The following is a 17,988-nucleotide window of genomic DNA, read 5'->3' as shown; positions in this document are numbered from 1 at the left end:
GAGCTCGCCCCGGCTCTTAACGATTCTCAAGAATCGGACGAATCAGCCGATAAAGAAAAGCAGATCCATGCCGGGCCGCAAGTCTGGCTTTTCCAAATTGGCTCCATGATCTCGGAACAACCCTCGACCCGGCGGGCCCCGCCTGCACGTTTTTCGATAGCGGTTTTCTCGCCGATCGCGGTCGCTTCGGATGAAGCGGCCCGTGAGACGGTCCCGTCCGCTTCGTCGAGGTCCGTCGATTCGCCTTTGCTCGCGGCGACGCTCGATGCGGCGAGACTCGAATGAGACGGACACTATTCACCTTCGCGCTCCTGCTCGCTGCCATAGCCGCGCAGGAAAGCGCGCTCGCAGAGCCGGACCTGTTCTCGATCGAGGCCGAGTACGTTGCCGACTTCGCCGCCTTTACCGATTGGCCGCCCGCTCGCCCGAATAAACGCCACCTGCTCATTTGCGTACGTCCGCAAAGCAACGTTGCCGCGGCGCTGGAGAAACTCGAGGGGCGCTTCATCGCCATGCGCGTTTGTCATCTGCGCTACGTCGCCGGTCGCAGCGACGATATCGCGGGATGCGATGTGCTGGTCGTCGATGGAAACGGTACCTTCGCGCTTCGGGAGAGCCCCGCAACGGGGCCGGACCAGCCGCTCCTGATCATTAGGACAGCCGATGCCCCCGAAGGCCCCTATGTCGTTCGACTCTTCCGCGAAGACGGGCGACTCCGGTTCGACATCGACAATGGTGAAGCATTGCGGCGTCACCTTCGCCTCAGTTCGAAGCTGCTACGACTGGCCAGGAAAGTCTCGTGAAGCGTACGACGAAGGTCACGCCGAGCGCGGTGCTTCCTTTGCCGCGGATCAAGCTGCTGCCGGCGAGCATCGCGCTCGTCGCCGCGAGCGTCGTGCTCCTGGCTTATCAAGCCATCACGCTGCGCGCAACGCTGACCGAAGACGTCGACATGCAAGCCGAAATGGTGGCCGGCAACGTCTCGGCGTCGATGATGTTCGACGATGAGCACACCGCAAGCGAGATCTTGCGCACGCTCTGTAAAGTGCCTTACATCGAGACCGCGGACGTCTATACGAGCGCGGGAAAACGGTTCGCGAGTTGTGCGAAGCCGGGACTGAAAGAACGGGAACTCGAGGAAGGGACGCTCGCCAACGCGAGCGCGGCGGCGAGCCGCCTTTCGCTGCGCGACGTATTCGTTGCGCGGCCGATCAGCCAGGCGGGGAAGTCGCTCGGCAGCGTCGTCCTCGTCGCGAGAACCGACGCGATGCTCGTTCAGCTTATCCGTTACGCCGGTTTCCTCGCGGCTGCATCGCTGGGCGCGATCTGGATCGCGTTCGCACTGACCGCACGCCTGGACGCCCGCGTCGCCGCCGCGGAGAAAGAACTCCAATATCTGGCATCGACCGACCCGCTCACCGGGTTGCCGAACCGGCGCGCGTTTTACGAAGAGCTCGATCGCCGGCTGCGCCGGTCGATCGGTGGCCCCCTGCGCATCGCGCTCGTTCTCGTCGATCTCGACGACTTCGAGTCAGTGAACGACACGCTCGGGCATGGCGCCGGCGATGAACTGCTCAAACATGTCGCGGCCGCCCTGCGGCGCATCGTCCGCGCGACCGACATCGTCTGCCGGATAGGCGGCGACGAATTTGCCGTCGTAGTCGATATTGCCGCCAGCAAGCTCGAAGCGCATGCAACGGCCGAGCGGATCGCTCAAGCGCTCGCGCGTCCGTTCGCGCTGTCTCGCACGAGCGTCGCCGCCACGGCGAGTGTGGGCATGAGCGTGTTTCCCGATGACGCTTCGGACGTGGCCTCGCTCGTCAGCAGCGCCGACATCGCCTTGCATGCGGCCAAGAGCAAAGGGAAAAACTCCGCGGTCGAATTTCACCCCGCTATGACGGTCGAGACGCGCAAACGTGTGCGGCTCGAAATGGAGTTGCGCAAGGCGATCGAGACGAATGCGTTCGAGCTCGCGTATCAGCCGCAGTTCGACTGCCGGGGAGGAACGCTCGTCGGCGCCGAGGCGCTGCTTCGGTGGGTCCATCCGACCGACGGCCCGATATCGCCTGTCGATTTCATTCCGATCGCAGAGGACAGCGGCCTCATCGTCGCACTCGGACAATGGGTGCTGCGGCGAGCATGCCAGGATGCGGCTCGCTGGAATGTGCATTCATCAGCCTCCATTCCCGTCGCCGTCAATGTGTCCGCGCATCAGTTGCGGCACCCGCGGTTCACCGACGACGTGAGGACCGTGCTCGAGCAAAGCGGCCTGGCCGCCAGCTTGCTTGAGATCGAGCTGACCGAGAGTCAGCTCATGGCCAATATCGAGGCGGGCGTCGAAGCAATGCGTCGACTGCGAGCGGCAGGCGTACGCCTTGCCTTGGACGATTTTGGAACCGGCTACTCCTCGCTTTCCTATCTGCAGTCATTCCCGGTCAACAGTTTAAAAATCGACCGTCGGTTCGTTCGCACGCTGCCCGATTCGGGGCAGCCGATCGCCACGGCGATCATTTCGATGGCGCATAGCTTCGACATCGCGGTCGTCGCGGAAGGTGTCGAGATGCCCGAGCAGCTCGAATGGCTCGTCGAGGCGGGCTGCGACGTCGTGCAGGGCTTCCTGACCGGACGGCCCATGCCGTTCGAGCAGTTAGCGGACCTCGTTCGCAAGGAGCCGCTCGTCGAGCGCCACGCGCGGACCTCCCTCGATATCGTCGAGCAATGACTCGGGCCAGCACTTAGCGCTAGGTGCCGGGCGCTCCAGCATTCAGCGGCGCATCGACGCTTCCCGCCTAACCCTTCGTCGCGCCGAACGTCAGCCCCGCGATGAAGTGCTTTTGCATGGCGAAGAACATCGCGACTGACGGCAGCGCGGCGAGTAGCGATCCGGCGGATACGAGATTCCACGCCGTCGTCCATTGCCCTCTCAACGCGGCAACGCCGACCGTGATCGGCGCGGCGTCGTCACCCTGCGTCAGGCACAACGCCCAAAAATAGTCGTTCCAGACGAACGTGAACACGAGGATGCCGAGCGCCGCGAGCGCGGGCCTCACGAGCGGCAATACGATCCTGAAAAAGACCGTCCATTCGCCGGCGCCTTCGATCCGCGCGGCCTCGACGAGCTCGAACGGCAATTGCTTGATGAAGTTGCGTAGAAACAGCGTGCAGAACCCAGTCTGAAACGCGATATGAAACAGAATCAGTGCCTCGACGGTGTTGTAGAGCCCTAGGCCGAGCGTGAGCTGACGCACCGGAATCATGAGCACCTGCACCGGTACGAAGTTGCCGGCGACGAAGATTCCAAACAAGAGCGCGTTGCCACGAAACTTATAAGTCGCGAGCGCGAAGCCGGCCATGGCGGCAAGCGCAATTGCCCCGATGACGGATGGCACGGTGATCAATACACTGTTCCAGAAATAGTGGAGCATCGGCGAAGCCGTCAGCGCTTCGCGATAGTTCGCCAAGAGCGCGAAGTGCTTCGGCCATCCCCAGTAATTGCCCTCGGTCAGTTCCTCCGTCGATCGAATCGACGTAACGAGCACGGCGATCATCGGCAGCAGCCAGATGCCAAGCGCGACGGGCAAAGAAAACTTATAGAACCGGCGCGATACCGGGCGCCACTTGTCGATGGGCAGCGGATACATGAATGCTCCTACTTGTTGCGGCGGTTCTTGCGACGGCGTTCCCGTTGTCTCACTGTTCGTCCCGCAGCATGCGCCGCAGGTGATAGACGATGTAGAGCAACGTAATCGCAAAGAGGACAACGGCAATCGCGGCCGAATAGCCAAGCCGGTAGTATTTGATCGCCTGGTCGTACATGTAATAAGCGAGCACCGTGGAGCTTTCGAACGGCCCGCCGCCGGTCATCACGGAGATCAGATCGAAACTGCGCAGCGCGCCGATGACCGTCACGACGATCGCCATAAACGTCGCCGGCCTCAACTGCGGCAATACGACTTGCCAGAGCATCGCCCATCCGCGCGCACCTTCCATTCGCGCCGCTTCGAGCTGTTCGCTGTTGAGCCCGGTCAAGCCGGTCAGGTAAAGAATCATGCAATAGGCCGTCTGCGCCCAAAGCGCGGCCGCGATGATGCCAAACGTCGCGTACCGCGCGTCGCCGAGCACCGGTATGCCGTGACGGAGCAACAGCGCGAGCAGGCCGAAAGTCGGATCGTAAAACCACGAAAAGACCAGCCCGACGACGACACCTGAGAGCACGAACGGCGCAAAGAAGAGCGACTTCACGAGGCGAATGCCCGCGACGCTCTGGTTTAGATAGAGGGCGACGGCAAGCCCCGCGGGCGGAGCGAGCAGAAACAGCGCGAGCCAGATCAGATTATTCTTGAGCGCCGTGTAGAACGTCGGCGCCTGAAAGAGTTCGATATAGTTCGCGAGACCGACGAAGGTCTTGTCGGTCATGCCGTCCCAGTTGAAAAAGCTCAGAGACAGCGTCGAGACGATGGGCCAGATGACATAGACGCCGAACATCAGGCAGGCCGGTGCGAGAAACAGCCAGGCCGCGCGCCGCTGCCGTCGGGCAGTCGGCGACAAGCCGGGTTTTCCGCGCGGACGCGCCGCTTCGGAGCGCACAGGCATGCGCTCAGCCGGCGCGGAGTAGTCCGCGCCGTCGGGTGCGGCAGGGATGCTTCGACGAGTAACCGAGTGCGACACGACCTTCTCCTGCTGACGGCGGCGGCGCAAGGCCGCCGCGATGCATAAGCCTACTTCTTATAGATCCGCTTGCGTGCCTGCTCGAGTTGCGCCAGGACGTCATCGAGCTTCGTCGGATCGGCGACGAACTGCTGCATGCCCTTCATGCCCTCGTCCGCCATCTCCTTCGTCATGTCGCGATCATAGAACTGCGCGATGCCGCCCTTCGTGTTCGAGAGGATCTGGAAGCCGACCTTCGAAATCGGGTCTTCAGGCTCGGCGGACTGGCTGTTCGCCGGAAGCGAGCCCATCCCGTAAGCCAACTCAGCACTGATCTTCGGCGTCTCCGTGAAGGCGAGGAACGCCTGCGCCTCGGCCTTGTGCTTCGCATGCGCCGGGATGTGCAGCGATTCGACCGGACCGTCTTCAGCCGTCGGCACGTTGGGATCGATGATCGGAAACTGGAAGTAGCCCATTTTCGGCTTCACGTCGGCCGGGAAGCCCGCGCTGATGAACGTGCCCATCAGCATCATCGCCGCCTTGCCCTGGAACAGGAACGGCTGTGCGGAATCGAGATCGTACGAGAGCGAATTGTCGATGAAGTCGTGATCGTCGAGCAACTGCTTCCACGTCGTATAGACCTTCTTCACGCGCGGGTCGGTATAGGGCACTTCGCCCGCCATCAGCTTTTGATGAAACGCGTTGCCGTTCAGCCGCAAGTCGAGATAGTCAAACCAGCCGGCGAGCGTCCATGCATCGCGCCCCGCCACCGCGATCGGCGTAATGCCCGCCGCTTTCAGCTTCTTGCAGGCGTCGAGAAACTCGGGCCACGTTTTGGGCTCCGAAGCAATGCCGGCCTTCTGGAACAAGTCTTTTCGATAGAAGAGGCCCCACGAATAATAGAAGGTGGGCGCCGCGTACTGCTTGCCTTTAAACGAGGACGCTTCCTTCGTCGACGCATACATGCTGTCCCAGCCGTCCTTCGACCACTGGCCGCTCAGGTCGTCGAAGAGGCCGCGCTTCGCGTAATAGGCCATCCGCTCGCCGTCATGCCAGTTGACGATATCGGGCGATACAGTAGTGAGCCAGGACGGGAGCTGCACCTTGTAGGCCTCTTCCTCGACGAACGCGACTTTCACGTCGATATCGGGATGCGCCGCCTTGAACTCGTCGAGCACCTTCTGCCAGACCGCGCGCTGGCTCGCCCCCTTGTAGGCAATGTTGATATCGAGCTCGCCGGCGTGCGCATCGTTCGCGTACCAGGACCCGGCGGTCGCGGCCGCGACCAGGGCGGCCGCAATGGCGGTGCGGCCGAAACGCGAGCGGTTTGAAGAATGCTTCATGCTGTCTCCTTTGATGTTGTTGGCCTCGCTTTGCGGCCACATGCGGTCTCTCGCGACCCTTTACTACTTCCTCGATTTCGGACGTCGGCGCGATCGACGTCCGTCAACCTCATGCAGTTCGGTAGATCGACACACCGCGCGGCTCGACCTCGCCGGTGCCCAGTACGAACGCCGACGCATCGACGCCTTCGATCGAATGAGGACGGTCGCCATAGTTAAAAACGTAGGTGAGTCCGCCACGGCGGCTCACGCGTACGCCATCCGCGAGCGGCGTGACTGACAGTCCCGCCGCGGCCGCGATCTCCGAGAACCAGCGCGTCGTCAATGCGTCGTCGAAAACGCTCGCGAAGTAATGAAACGCGCCGCACCGAACGTAGGCCGGGTGATCATCCTCGAAGACGGCGCGCACGTCGTGCCGTGCACCGTCGGCAAGCTCGACGAGATCGCGCCAATGCCGACTGTGACCGATGCGCGAGTCCTCACCCGCATCCTTCTCGCGAACGGCGGGCGTCACGTTCGGCCGCAACGATTCGACGCGCCATACGCGCAACGATAAAGCGTCCGCGAGCACACCGGGCGGCAGGTTCGGCGGAATCTGAAGATCGATGGTCTTCGAGCCGGTTCGAGGCCCGATGACGATCTGCGCGCCGGAGCGCGCGAGCCGCGCGGCGAGGTCAGGCGGGACGATCGGCAACGGCGGCACGACGATCATCCGATAGCCGTCGAGCGGCGCGTCCGCCGATACGATATCGACGTCGAGGCCGAGCGATCGCAGGGCCGAGTAGTACTCGAACGCGAAGCGCGGGTAGTGGAAATCGGCGCCTTGCGGATGGACTTCGAAGAGCCACTTGGCCGTGTAGTCATAGACGAGCGCCACTTGGCCGCGCACCTCGGCCGTCGCACCTTTCTGTGCCTCGAGCAACGCCTTGACCTCGTCAGCGACGCGGCTTGCCTCCGTGCCGCCGATATCGAGCCGGTTGTCGGGCGTATTGAGCCCCGCATGCATCTGCTCTTGCGCAAACGGCGCCTGACGCCAGCGGAAATACGACACGCAACCTGCGCCGTGCGCGAATGCCTCCCAGCTCCATAGCCGCACCATGCCCGGCAGCGGCGACGGATTCCAATGCGCCCAGTTGACGGGGCCTGGCTGCTGCTCCATGACCCAGAACGGCAGCTTCGACATGCCGCGATAGACATCGTGATTGAACGAAGCGAAATCGGGATGCCCCGTGCGCAACCAGCGCGACTTCACGGCCGGATCGAACCAGAGCTCCTCGAGCGCGCCGAGCGGATAGCTGTCCCACGCCGCGATGTCGAGATCGGCCGCCACCTTGTAATGGTCGAACTCGGTGAAAAGCTGCATGAAGTTGTGCGCGACGGGTCGGCCCGGCGAATGTTCGCGGATGATCTCGACCTGCATGCGGTTGAAACGCGCGAGCTCGTCCGAAGCGAAACGGCGGTAGTCGAGCCGATGCGACGGATGCGCTTCGGTGACGGTCGCAACCGGCGCGTCGATTTCGTCGAAGTCGCGATACTCCATGCTCCAGAACACGGTTCCCCAAGCACGATTGAGGGCGTCGATCGAACCATACCGCGCGCGCAGCCAGTCGCGAAACCGAGCGACGGCCGCGGACGAGTAGCTGACGACGGTTTGATGGCAGCCGTATTCGTTATCCGTCTGCCAGAAGGCCACGGCCGGATGCCGTCCGTAGCGTGCGGCGACAGCCGTGCAGATGCGACGCGCGGCTTCGAAGTAGGACGGCGACGAGAAATCGTAGTGGCGGCGCGAGCCGAAGACGCGCGGACGCCCATCGGCGCCGACGGGCAGGATGTCGGGATGCTTGTCGATGAGCCATTTCGGCGGCGTCGCCGTCGGCGTGCACATGACGATCTCGAGGCCCGCGCGACCGAGCGTATCGACGGCGCGATCGAGCCAGGCCCAATCGTATTCGCCCGGCGACGGCTCGATCCTGCTCCAGGCAAATTCCGCGATGCGCACACGCGCGATCCCGAGCGCCTTCATGCGCCGGGCGTCGTCTTCCCACATCGACTGCGGCCAATGTTCCGGGTAGTAACAGACTCCGAGATGCATCGTTGTCCTCAAGCGTAATGTTCGGATCGTTGGGGATGAAGCGGCCTGACCGCAAAGCCGTCCTCGGTAAAAAGATGGCAAGCCGACGCATCGGCCGTGAACGACGCGCGCTCGCCTCGCGCAACGAGCGCGTTGCCGGCGACCTTCGCGATCAGGACCGCGCCGTCGGGCTGATCGAGATGCACGTAGCTCTGCTCGCCGAGCCGTTCGACGAGCGCGATCGGGCGAGTCAGGCGCAGCGGATCGCGGCCACCCGCTGCTTGCCCGGTCGTCGATGATAAGGACTCCTTATCGTCGATAGGATCGCCGAGCCGTAGGTGTTCGGGCCGCACGCCGAGTGTCACTGGCTGACCGCTCTCCAACGCGCTGCCATCGAGCGGGAGGCGCACACGCTCGCTCGTGCGCACGAGCGTGACTGTGACGCCCGTCGAATCGGCCGACTCGATCGTCGCCGGCAGGAAGTTCATTCTGGGCGAGCCGATGAAACCGGCAACGAACCGGCTCGCGGGCCGATGATAGAGCTCGAGCGGCGCGCCGATCTGCGCGATGCTGCCGTATCGTTGCGTATCGTTGCCCGTATGGAGAAGGACGATTTTGTCGGCGAGCGTCATCGCCTCGATCTGGTCGTGCGTCACATAGACGACGCTCGCCTTCGCGAACTGCCGGTGAAGCCGTGCGATTTCGACGCGCGTCTGCCCACGCAACGTCGCATCGAGATTCGAGAGCGGCTCGTCGAAAAGAAACACGCCGGGCTCGCGCACGATCGCACGCCCGATCGCGACGCGCTGGCGCTGCCCGCCCGAGAGCGCCTTCGGCCGCCTGTCGAGCAACGTTTCGAGCTGAAGGACGCGCGCGGCTTCGCGCACGCGCCGGTCGATTTCGGCCTTCGGTGTCTTGGCGAGCTTGAGTCCGAACGCCATGTTCTCGAAGACGGTCATATGCGGAAAGAGCGCGTAGCTTTGAAACACCATCGCGACGCCACGCTCGGCGGCCGGCACGTCGTTGACCACGCGCGAGCCGATCGCCACCTCCCCTTCCGTCAGGTCCTCCAAGCCGGCAATCATTCGCAGCAAGGTGGATTTGCCGCAGCCGGATGGGCCGAGAAACACGCAGAACTCGTTGGCGCCAATCTCCAGGTCGACGTTCCGCACGACCGGAGCGGCCTCGCCGTACGCTTTGCTCACGCCCTTCAACGAAATGCTCGCCATTGCATCGACTCCGTGATTTAATCGGTCGAAGTCGGAGATTAAGCGCTTAACCAACAGGTGCTTAAAATCGATCTCTGGGCGAGAGATCGTGCCTGTCGCGTGCTCTGCAAGACGTCTGACCGGAGCTTGCGCCGTTCGCGCCTGCCCAAGCCCCTGCCCTGCAAAGCTGTCTCCGATATCGTTCGTTCGTCTGTGTCCGCATGGTGCCGATAGTTCGGGCGATCTGCAAACTTTGGTTAGGCGTCCCAAATAATGAAACAATCCCCACGCACACGTCATGCGCTGCCGTCGCCTCCGGCACGCACGCACTGAAATGACCACGATCAATGAAGTCGCTCGTCACGCCGGCGTGACGCCCGCCACCGTATCGAATGTCCTGCGCAGTCGCGGACGCGTCGGCGCCGAGACTCGCCAGCGCGTGCTCGATGCCATCGACGCGCTCGGCTACCGCCCCCACCTGGCGGCACGCGCGCTGGCCGAAGGGCGCGCACCGACCCTCGCCTTGATGGTTTCGAGCATCGCCAATCCGTTTTACCCGGAGTTCGCGCTTGCCGTCGAGCGCGCCGCGCGCGCGAGCGGTCACTTCGTCATCATCTGCAATACGAACGAAGATCCGTTGATGGGCCGCGCCTATCTCGATCAGATCGCGGGCACGCTCTCGGAAGGCGTGCTCGTGATGAACGCTAACCTCGACTTCGCCGATTTGCATCTGACCGAGGCGCGCGGCGCCCCCGTTGTGCTCTGCATGTGGGAGAAGCCGAACGATCCGCCGGGGCTGCCGAGCGTCGCGGTCGATTTTGGGCTGGCGGGCCGGCTGGCCGCCTCGCACCTGATCGAGCTCGGCCATCGCCGAATCGGCGCGATCGTCGGCAGCAAGGTCTCGGGAATTCACGCGCCGCGCTATGAAGGGTTCGTCGCGGCGATGAAGGCGGCTCACCTGACGGTCCACGCGGAGCATGTCCGGCACGCGCCCGACACCGTCCAAGGCGGCTATGCGGCCGCGCATGAACTTCTGAGCGCCAACCCCGAGATTACAGCGCTCTTCGCGACTAACGATCTGCCCGCGCTCGGCGCCATTCACGCTGCCGCCGATCTCGGGCTCGCGGTACCCGGCGATCTGTCGGTCACCGGCATCACCGACATTCAGCTCGCCCGCGAGTCGCGGCCCGCGTTGACGACGGTCGCCGTACCGACAGCCGAGGCGGCCGAGCTCGCCGTCACCCTGCTGCGCGAACTAATCGCGGCCGGCACACGGCCATCCGATGCGGCGCCGGCCCTCTGCGAAACCTCGCCGCCGCGGCTCGTCGTACGCGCCTCGACGGCGCCGCCGCGAAGCGCGAGGCGCCCTTCGCGCAGCAGATGATGGAGCCGCCCACGGCCAGCGCGAGAACGGCCGGTTGTCTCGATCAACTCCGTCCGATCAAACGGCGGCGGCAGCCTTCGTGCCGGCAGCACCGCCTTGCCCCGGCGGATGCGTGACGAGCGTCCGCAAATCGACATCCGAGCGCAGGAGCCGGGCGATATCGGGTGTGGGGCGGCGCGTGAGAGGCGATGCATCGCAGACCGCCTCCAATGCGCGCGCGGCGCTCAACAGCTCGAAATCGCCGCGGAAACGCCCGATGACCTGCAGGCCGAACGGCATGCCCGCATGATCGAGGCCGCACGGCAGCGACAACGCGGGGTTCGTGACGAGCGTCACGACGTACGTCAGGGCGAGCCACCGGTAATAGTTGTCGAGCGTGACACCATTGATCACCTTCGCATGAGGCTGCGCCCAGGGAAACGGTGAGACGGGCGTCGTCGGCGACAAGATCAGATCGTAGCGGTCGAAAAGCCGCTGGAATTGCCGGAACAAGCGTGTTTGCGCCGCATGAGCCCACACGCAATCGCGTAACGACAGGCTCGCGCCCATCTCGTAGTTCGCGCGCGGATTAGGGCCGAGCGAATCGGGATCGCGCTCGTAGGCTTGCTGCAGGCCCGCGACGAACGCCTCTGCGCGCAGCACATCGAATGTGCGGTGCGCATCCGCCAGGTCGAAATCGACGGGCTCGCACAGCGCGAAGTGACTGCCCAGCGCACGCACCTTCGCGCGGAAGACTTCTCGAATGGCATCATCGACTTCGCAAACTCCGAAGTCTTCTGTGTAGCCGACGCGCAACCGCGAGAGATCCGCGCACGGCAACGCGCCATTTTGCCCAGCTTGCGGCATCGGAAGCGGATAGCTCAATGGATCGGTGCCCGACATCCCGGCGGTGGCGGCCAATTGCAGCCACGCATCCTCGACATTGCGCGCCATCGGCCCGACCACCGCGAGCGGCGTCCACCCGAGCGGCTTTCGTTCGCTCGGCACCAACCCCGGCGATGTCCTCAAGCCGACCACGCCGCACTTGGCCGCCGGAATGCGCAGCGAGCCGCCCGTATCGGATCCGCTCGCGATCGGCACCATATCGACAGCCAACGCGGCCGCCGAGCCGCCCGACGAGCCGCCGGCATTGAGGCGCGGATCGAACGGATTGCCCGTCGCGCCCCAAACGGGATTGAACGTGTTCGCTCCAGCGCCCATTTCCGGCACGTTGGTCTTGCCGACCACGATTGCCCCGGCTTCGCGCAGACGTCTGACAAAGACGTTGTCCGTCGAAGGCACGTGATCGCGAAATAGCGGCGATCCGTAGGTCGTGAGGAGTCCTTCGGTTTCTTCGAGATCCTTGATGCCGATCGGCAACCCCTGCAAAAGACCCTTGCGCTCGCCTCTGGCGAAAGCGGCATCCGCGGCGGCGGCCTCGCGGCGTGCGCGCGCATAGCAGGTCGCCGTAAACGCGTTGATCTTGGGGTTCAGCGCTTCGATACGCTCGATGCAGGCCTCGAGCAGTTCGACAGCCGAAATGCGACGCGTATCGAGCATCGCGCCAAGCGCGACCGCGCTCGCACCGAGCAATTCGTTGGTATCGGACATCTTCTACGTATTCCTCGCGAAGAAACATCGCTCCGAATGTAGCGGAACCGCCACGGATGAACCAGTGACGATTCGCGAAGGGAGCCGTTACTTTTGGACAACGGCGCCGGCCCGATCGACAATCAATTCACGGCCGAGCAAATCGATGAACGCTTGCAACAACGGAGGTATTTGCCGCCGCGCCAGCGTCTGCACCTCGACCGTCCTATCGCTGACAGCGAGCTCGGGGACGCGCACAGCGATCAGTTGCCCGGAAGCCAGCCGATCGCGAATGACGAGCTCGCCGCAGAACGTGATCGCATCGCTGGCAAGCGCGAAGCGAAGCAGCGCCTCCAGCGTCTCGCTGCTGAGCACGCTCTTATAGGTGGTCCCTTCCCGGCTGCAGTAGATGTCGATCAGCTTGCGCAACGTCGAGTTCGGTCCCGGAATCGCGAGCGGATAGGTGAGCAGTTCGCGAAACGACACCGATTGCGCTGCTGCGAGCGGATGCCCGGCGGCCACGACCGCGAGGATCGGGGACGGCAGTGCATGAGCGACGTGAATGTCGGCGGCCGGGCCGAAGCTGAACGTGAGACCGACGTCGACATCGGCCTCTCGCACGCGCCGCGTGACACCGCTCGCCGAATCGACGACGAGCTCGAAGCGGGCGGCCGGCTCGGCGCGCCGAAAGTCGCTCATCGCCCGTGGCAGAAAGCCACCCACGAATCCTTCGGTGCAGGCGACCCGAATCGCATGCTCGGCGTCATCGCGCAAGGCTTCGATTTCGATCGTCACTTGCTCCGCGTCGAGCAGCGAGCGGCGCGCGTAGGCAGCAAGCAGTTCGCCCGCCTTGCTCGGTACCATGCCGCGCGATTGCCGCTCGAAGAGCGTCACGTTCAGCTCGCTTTCGAGCCGACCGATCTGACGGCTAACGGCCGAAGGCACGACATGCAGGCGATTCGCCGCATCGCTGATCGACCCCGTGTTGACGACCTCGAGGAAATAGCGAACCGCGGCCTCCTGCAGAATTCGGGCGCTCATGGGCAATCATCGCGTCGATGAGAATGCACACATCATAGCCTCATCGTGCGCGGCCAAAGCAACGCCGGCGATTCGCGTATGCAAGCGAGTGAAGCGCGAGTGGAGCGTCAGGCCTCCTGCGCAGTTGCTGCGTGCACGTCGCGTATCTTGCTGGTCTGGATGGAGAGGCTGACCAACGTAGCGACGACAGTCGCGGCTATCAGGAATGCGAATGCCGCATCGAAGCTGTGGTAGAGCGAAACGAGCAACCCCATCACGAGCGGCGCGACGAATCCGGCCAGCTGTCCGCCGAAGTTGACCATCCCTATTCCTGTTCCGACGAGCCGCTGCGGCAGGATCTTCGTCGGTAGCGCCATCACGACAGCCAGCACGACCGACTTGAAGAAATAGACGATCGACTGGAATGCAATGACTCCCGCGACCGACTGAGCCGTATACATCTTGTAGAGAAAGAAGCCTGTCACCGCACAGCAGCCCATCGTCAACAGCTTTTCCTTGCCGTCGAAGAAGCGGGTCATCACCCATCCCCCTAGCGCCGTCGAAATGCTGGCGGCGACGAACGGCAACGGCGTCAGCATTCCGACGGCCTTCAGATCCAAATGACGTACGGTCAGCAGATACGCAGGCATCCATGCGTCGAGGCCCTTGTTGACGATTCCCATTCCGAACCAGACCGTCAGGATCTTCCACATCAGCGGCATCTTCAGCAATGCGCGGGTCGTCGCCGCTTCTCGCCGTGCGGTACCGGTAGCCGCCATCGAGGCGGCCAGATCGCCCGCACTCGCGCTTGCGCGCGTCCGCCCCGTCCCCTTCACGAAAATCAGATAGACAAGCGCGAATACGATGCCCGCGATGCCGATCGCGGCGAACGCATGCCGCCACCCCAATGCGAGAATGAGCGGCGCAACGACGAGCGGCGCGATGAAGCTGCCGACGTAATTGGACGAGACCAGCAGCGCCGCCAATTTGGGTCGGTCCGCGCGCGGATAAATCTCGGCGATGCCTTTCACGGATGCGGACGGATATCCGCCCTCGCCCAGTCCGAAAACGAAGCGAATGACGATCAGCGAGACGAGGGACCAGGCGAACCCAGTCAAGAGGGTAAAGAGCGACCAGAATGCGATCGAGGCGACGATAACGCTTTTGCTGCCCCAGCGATCGGCGATCCATCCCCCGGGAATCTGCATCGCGGCATAGCTCAGGTAGAACGCGCTCAGCACGACGCCGAGCGCCGCGGGACTCAGATGAAAGTCCCTTCCGATATGAACGAGCGAGATGGAAATGGCCGCCCGGTCGATATACGAGATGCAGAACCCCGCATAGAGCAGCACGAATACCCAAAGACGCGCGCGACGACTCGTGTTTGCATCGATCATGTCGAAGAGACCCGAAAAGTCCGTGGGAAATCGATGCAAGCGAGCTCTGTAATCGGCGGCGCGCTACATCGCGACTGGTCCAACCGATCCTAAGAAGCCATAAAGGCGCGAACAAGTGACAATTTCCGAATGCTTCGTTCTCGGAAACTCATCGGCGAAGGCGAACTCGGCACCGATCGCGGGAAATGGTGACGGCGGTGACGACGGCGCCGCTACGCGGGCCGTTCACTTCTTGACCGAAGGCGGGAAAGTACGGAGGAGTCGCTGGCCTTCAAAACCGTGGCCGCGATTCGGCGCGAATCTCGGGGAGAAGACCTAGGCGATTACCGCAGGAGCGTGGAAAAGCGCGCGGCGCCTCATTGGACACCGCACCCTGCGGTCATCGCACGACGGGACAGACGAGGCGAAAGGGCGAACCCCGGGCGATTCGCGCCCGAAGCAGTAGCCAACAGCAATGGCGAAGAAGCGACAAGCCGCTCAGTTGAGCCAATACATCGTGCACGGGTCGGTGGGGCTCATCGAGCAAGCGGAAGCCGGCCAATTCTCGCTGGCATGGATCACTTCATGAACCGCATCGCGCGCATCGGGACTGCTGCCGTAGACGACGACAGCAAAGCACATCAGACCGAACATCGTGACGAGCGAAAAGGCAAATTTTTCGAAGGTTTTCATCGGGACGTGACGACTGGCTTACCTATACGAGCGCCAATCATAGCACGATCTAGGGTTTATACCTAGTTATTTACCCTTAGACGAATCCCTGGGCGAGCGGCCGCCTCGCCGCTTTGTTGAGAACCGCTTCCGGCGGTGCGGCGCCAAGCCGGTACGCGCCGCGCTCGCGCGAGGCGTCCGTGCCGCCCGCCGTTCAGTCAGTTAGTCCGCAACGCGTCGGCAAGCACCGTAAACGCGCGCTCGTCCGTACGCTCGAATGCGAGCGGCGTGACGGAGATACCGCCCGCGGCCACGACCGCCGTCTCCGTATCCGGTCCGTTCTCACGGGGGCCACGCTGAAATCTCATCCAGAAATAGTCGATGCCGCGCGGATCGACGTTCGGGAGCACATTGATACCTTGCACGAGGCCGGGGCCTTGACGCGTGACCGACAACGGCCCCGCCGCGGCCGCATCCGCATCGGGGAAGTTCACATTGAGGCAAACGGGCTCCGCGTGGGAGACATCGAGCAACCGACGAATGACGCCGGGCGCAAGCGCGCGTGCCGTATCCCACCGCACCTTCTTGCTATCGGTAAAAGTCTGGCTCAACGCGATCGAAGGAAGTCCGAGCAACAGACCCGTCATCGCGGCGCCGACCGTCCCGGAAAACATCGTCTCGACACCGAGATTGCCCCCGCGGTTGATGCCGGAAAGCACGAGCGTCGGCGGATGGTCCACCATCAGATGACGCACGGCCATCACGACACAATCGCCGGGCGTGCCCGCGACGCCGAACCGGCGGTCGCCTTGCCGACTGACGCGCAACGGTGAATGCAGGCTGATCGAATGCGAGGTGCCGCTCTGATCGTGCTCGGGCGCCACGACCCAGACCTCGTCCGCGAGCTCGGCCGCGACCGCCTCGAGTGCGGCAAGACCGGGGGCATCGATTCCATCGTCGTTCGTGAGCAGTACGCGGGGCAGTTTCGAAGAGGTGGACGACATCGAAGAATTCCTTGGCGATGAGGGATGGCAAAATCGAATTGTCGCATCGGCCGAGCCACGCAAGCGGCTTGCGGCTCGTCTCGGGCTCAGTCCAGCGTGGCCGCCGCGGCGCGGCGCACCGTCATTCCGCCAACGGACTCTGCACGGAGGATCGACGCAGCCGCACACCGACGAGACGACGCGTGCAATAGACCGCGCCGCACATGACGACTACGTCGATCGAAAAACCCATATGGATCGCATGCACGACGGCGCTTTGCCCCTGCTCGAGCGCAGCATGATTGGCGTGGGCCACGAGGCGCGCGAGACTGCGCGCGACAAGCGTGCCGATCGTGGCGGTCCCGAGCATGCCGCCGACCATTCGGGTGGACTGAATGAGGCCCGTGATGATGCCAAAGCGCGTGCGCCCGCTCAGTTCCTGCGAGAAGACATTCAGGTTGTTGAGGATGAAGCCGAGCCCGACGCCTGCCGCGGCCATCGAGACCGCGCCCAACAGGTGAGGGCTCGTCCCGCCGAGCAGCGTTGCCCCGAAGCAGCCCGCGCCGATCAGCGCATAACCAAGCGTGACGATCGACATCGGTACGCGCAGACGCGTGACGATCCGCGTGTTCACCATGCTGCCGAGCGCGAGACAAACCGGTAGCGGCGTCACCGCGAGCCCCGCCGCTTGAGGCGTCATGCCGAAACCGGTCTGCAGCAACAGCGGCATGAAGAACAACATCGAAAACATCGCGAAACCGGCGGCGAACGAAAGCAGAAACAGCAGCACGAGATCGCGATCCTCAAACAAGTCGATCGGCAAAATCGGTTGGGCGTGCCGCTTTTCCCACGCGTACAGCGCGATGCATGAACCGATCGCTATGGCGCAGAACGTCAGCGTCGATAAGCCGAATCCGTTCGTCGGCAAGCGCTCGATGCCCATTTGCAGCGACGCGAGCAGCACCGACAAAAAGGCCGCGCCGAGCCAATCTATCTTCGCGCGCGCCTTGCCGCCGTGCGCGATACGTGGCAAATAGCGAATCACGATGTAAAGGCCGGCGAGGCCCACCGGCAGGTTGACGAGGAACGTCGAGCGCCAACCGTAAGTAGAACTAAGGAATCCGCCGAGAAACGGTCCGGCCGCCGTGGCGATCCCGTAGGAGCCCGCCATGACGACCTGCCAGCGCACACGAGCGTGCGGATCGGGAAAGAGATCGGGGATCGAAGCGAAGGCGGTGCCGACCATCATTCCGCCGCCGACGCCCTGCAGCGCTCTCGCGAACACGAGTGTCTCGACGTTCGGAGCGAGTCCGCATAACGCGGATGCGAGCGTAAACGTCGTGATCGACGCGATGACGAAACCCTTGCGACCGAAGTAGTCGCCGAGCCGGCCGAAGATCGGCACTGAGACGACCGATGCGAGCAAATAGACGCTCGCGATCCAAGCGTAGTATTCCGCGCCCTTCAGGTCGGCGACGATCGAGGGCAATGCCGTGCTGACGACCGTTTGATCGAGCGCCACGAGCATATTGACGAGCCCGATGCCGAGCATCGCCAGCAGCAATTCGCGAAACGAGCGGACGGGGGAAGCGGCGCGAGCCGGCGCGGAGAGCCCTTCAGTACCCTCCATTGCCGCCTCCGCGCGTCGTTGCGATCGCGAGAGCGTAGGCGCGAGTTTCGCGGGTGCCTCGCCCGTTCAATGCGTGTTTGATCTG

At 63.5% G+C, this 17,988-nt stretch carries 14 protein-coding genes; 3 read left to right on the top strand and 11 right to left on the bottom strand.

What is annotated here, in order from left to right:
• The first annotated feature begins 281 nt into the window (after positions 1–281).
• Positions 282–803 carry a YfiR family protein gene (locus AB4Y31_RS04480; RefSeq protein WP_368672871.1) on the top strand — a complete coding sequence of 174 codons (522 nt, stop codon included), beginning with the start codon at positions 282–284 and terminating at the stop codon, positions 801–803.
• A complete protein-coding gene (locus tag AB4Y31_RS04475) occupies positions 800–2,722 on the top strand; it encodes a putative bifunctional diguanylate cyclase/phosphodiesterase (protein WP_368672870.1) in 1,923 nt (640 codons plus the stop codon). Before AB4Y31_RS04480 ends, AB4Y31_RS04475 begins: the two co-directional genes overlap by 4 nt.
• Positions 2,723–2,789: 67 nt before the next feature.
• Here the strand turns inward: AB4Y31_RS04475 and AB4Y31_RS04470 are convergent, their stop codons facing one another.
• The 5 genes from AB4Y31_RS04470 to AB4Y31_RS04450 all read right to left on the bottom strand — a co-directional run bounded on the left by AB4Y31_RS04470 (position 2,790) and on the right by AB4Y31_RS04450 (position 9,290).
• A complete protein-coding gene (locus tag AB4Y31_RS04470) occupies positions 2,790–3,641 on the bottom strand; it encodes a carbohydrate ABC transporter permease (RefSeq protein ID WP_018440642.1) in 852 nt (283 codons plus the stop codon).
• Positions 3,642–3,690: 49 nt separating this feature from the next.
• The gene (locus AB4Y31_RS04465; RefSeq protein WP_368672869.1) at positions 3,691–4,668 is read right to left on the bottom strand and encodes a carbohydrate ABC transporter permease; all 978 of its coding nucleotides are present in this window, start codon (positions 4,666–4,668) and stop codon (positions 3,691–3,693) included.
• 50 nt (positions 4,669–4,718) lie between these two features.
• Entirely contained in the window at positions 4,719–5,990 is a 1,272-nt protein-coding gene (locus AB4Y31_RS04460; protein ID WP_368672868.1) for an ABC transporter substrate-binding protein, read from the bottom strand.
• Positions 5,991–6,099: 109 nt separating this feature from the next.
• Complete coding sequence (locus tag AB4Y31_RS04455; protein WP_368672867.1) at positions 6,100–8,082, bottom strand: beta-galactosidase; 1,983 nt, start codon at positions 8,080–8,082, stop codon at positions 6,100–6,102.
• 8 nt (positions 8,083–8,090) lie between these two features.
• Positions 8,091–9,290, bottom strand: coding sequence for an ABC transporter ATP-binding protein (locus AB4Y31_RS04450; RefSeq protein ID WP_368672866.1), 1,200 nt, complete (start codon positions 9,288–9,290; stop codon positions 8,091–8,093).
• Between the two features lie 313 nt (positions 9,291–9,603).
• Here AB4Y31_RS04450 and AB4Y31_RS04445 point away from each other — a divergent pair, with 313 nt between their 5' ends.
• Positions 9,604–10,653 (top strand): LacI family DNA-binding transcriptional regulator, encoded by a 1,050-nt coding sequence (locus AB4Y31_RS04445; protein ID WP_368672865.1) that lies wholly within the window; start codon positions 9,604–9,606, stop codon positions 10,651–10,653.
• Positions 10,654–10,710: 57 nt separating this feature from the next.
• Here AB4Y31_RS04445 and AB4Y31_RS04440 read toward each other — a convergent pair whose 3' ends face one another.
• The 6 genes from AB4Y31_RS04440 to AB4Y31_RS04415 all read right to left on the bottom strand — a co-directional run bounded on the left by AB4Y31_RS04440 (position 10,711) and on the right by AB4Y31_RS04415 (position 17,903).
• Positions 10,711–12,243: an amidase gene (locus tag AB4Y31_RS04440; protein WP_368672864.1), complete on the bottom strand. Its 1,533-nt coding sequence runs from the start codon at positions 12,241–12,243 to the stop codon at positions 10,711–10,713.
• A gap of 87 nt (positions 12,244–12,330) precedes the next feature.
• Complete coding sequence (locus tag AB4Y31_RS04435; protein ID WP_368672863.1) at positions 12,331–13,263, bottom strand: LysR family transcriptional regulator; 933 nt, start codon at positions 13,261–13,263, stop codon at positions 12,331–12,333.
• A gap of 107 nt (positions 13,264–13,370) precedes the next feature.
• Positions 13,371–14,639: an MFS transporter gene (locus AB4Y31_RS04430; protein WP_368673446.1), complete on the bottom strand. Its 1,269-nt coding sequence runs from the start codon at positions 14,637–14,639 to the stop codon at positions 13,371–13,373.
• Between the two features lie 477 nt (positions 14,640–15,116).
• Positions 15,117–15,311, bottom strand: coding sequence for a hypothetical protein (locus AB4Y31_RS04425; protein WP_368672862.1), 195 nt, complete (start codon positions 15,309–15,311; stop codon positions 15,117–15,119).
• A gap of 197 nt (positions 15,312–15,508) precedes the next feature.
• Positions 15,509–16,294 (bottom strand): 5'/3'-nucleotidase SurE, encoded by a 786-nt coding sequence (gene surE, locus AB4Y31_RS04420; RefSeq protein WP_368672861.1) that lies wholly within the window; start codon positions 16,292–16,294, stop codon positions 15,509–15,511.
• A 121-nt stretch (positions 16,295–16,415) separates the two neighbouring features.
• On the bottom strand, positions 16,416–17,903 hold the full coding sequence (locus AB4Y31_RS04415) for an MFS transporter (protein ID WP_368672860.1): 1,488 nt from the start codon (positions 17,901–17,903) through the stop codon (positions 16,416–16,418).
• Positions 17,904–17,988: the final 85 nt, after the last annotated feature.

The organism is Trinickia sp. EG282A, from assembly GCF_040965455.1.
Classification (GTDB): Bacteria; Pseudomonadota; Gammaproteobacteria; order Burkholderiales; family Burkholderiaceae; genus Trinickia; species Trinickia symbiotica.
Note: the sequence above shows the minus strand (reverse complement) of the source record. Positions and strands in the feature narration are given on the sequence as shown.

Bases quoted from the DNA above. Each gene is read 5' to 3' on its own strand.
- AB4Y31_RS04480 (WP_368672871.1), top strand. From the start codon at position 282: ATGAGACGGACACTATTCACCTTCGCGCTCCTGCTCGCTGCCATAGCC.
- AB4Y31_RS04470 (WP_018440642.1), bottom strand. From the start codon at position 3,641: ATGTATCCGCTGCCCATCGACAAGTGGCGCCCGGTATCGCGCCGGTTC.
- AB4Y31_RS04460 (WP_368672868.1), bottom strand. From the start codon at position 5,990: ATGAAGCATTCTTCAAACCGCTCGCGTTTCGGCCGCACCGCCATTGCG.
- AB4Y31_RS04455 (WP_368672867.1), bottom strand. From the start codon at position 8,082: ATGCATCTCGGAGTCTGTTACTACCCGGAACATTGGCCGCAGTCGATG.
- AB4Y31_RS04450 (WP_368672866.1), bottom strand. From the start codon at position 9,290: ATGGCGAGCATTTCGTTGAAGGGCGTGAGCAAAGCGTACGGCGAGGCC.
- AB4Y31_RS04445 (WP_368672865.1), top strand. From the start codon at position 9,604: ATGACCACGATCAATGAAGTCGCTCGTCACGCCGGCGTGACGCCCGCC.
- AB4Y31_RS04440 (WP_368672864.1), bottom strand. From the start codon at position 12,243: ATGTCCGATACCAACGAATTGCTCGGTGCGAGCGCGGTCGCGCTTGGC.
- AB4Y31_RS04435 (WP_368672863.1), bottom strand. From the start codon at position 13,263: ATGAGCGCCCGAATTCTGCAGGAGGCCGCGGTTCGCTATTTCCTCGAG.
- AB4Y31_RS04430 (WP_368673446.1), bottom strand. From the start codon at position 14,639: ATGATCGATGCAAACACGAGTCGTCGCGCGCGTCTTTGGGTATTCGTG.
- AB4Y31_RS04425 (WP_368672862.1), bottom strand. From the start codon at position 15,311: ATGAAAACCTTCGAAAAATTTGCCTTTTCGCTCGTCACGATGTTCGGT.
- surE (WP_368672861.1), bottom strand. From the start codon at position 16,294: ATGTCGTCCACCTCTTCGAAACTGCCCCGCGTACTGCTCACGAACGAC.
- AB4Y31_RS04415 (WP_368672860.1), bottom strand. From the start codon at position 17,903: ATGGAGGGTACTGAAGGGCTCTCCGCGCCGGCTCGCGCCGCTTCCCCC.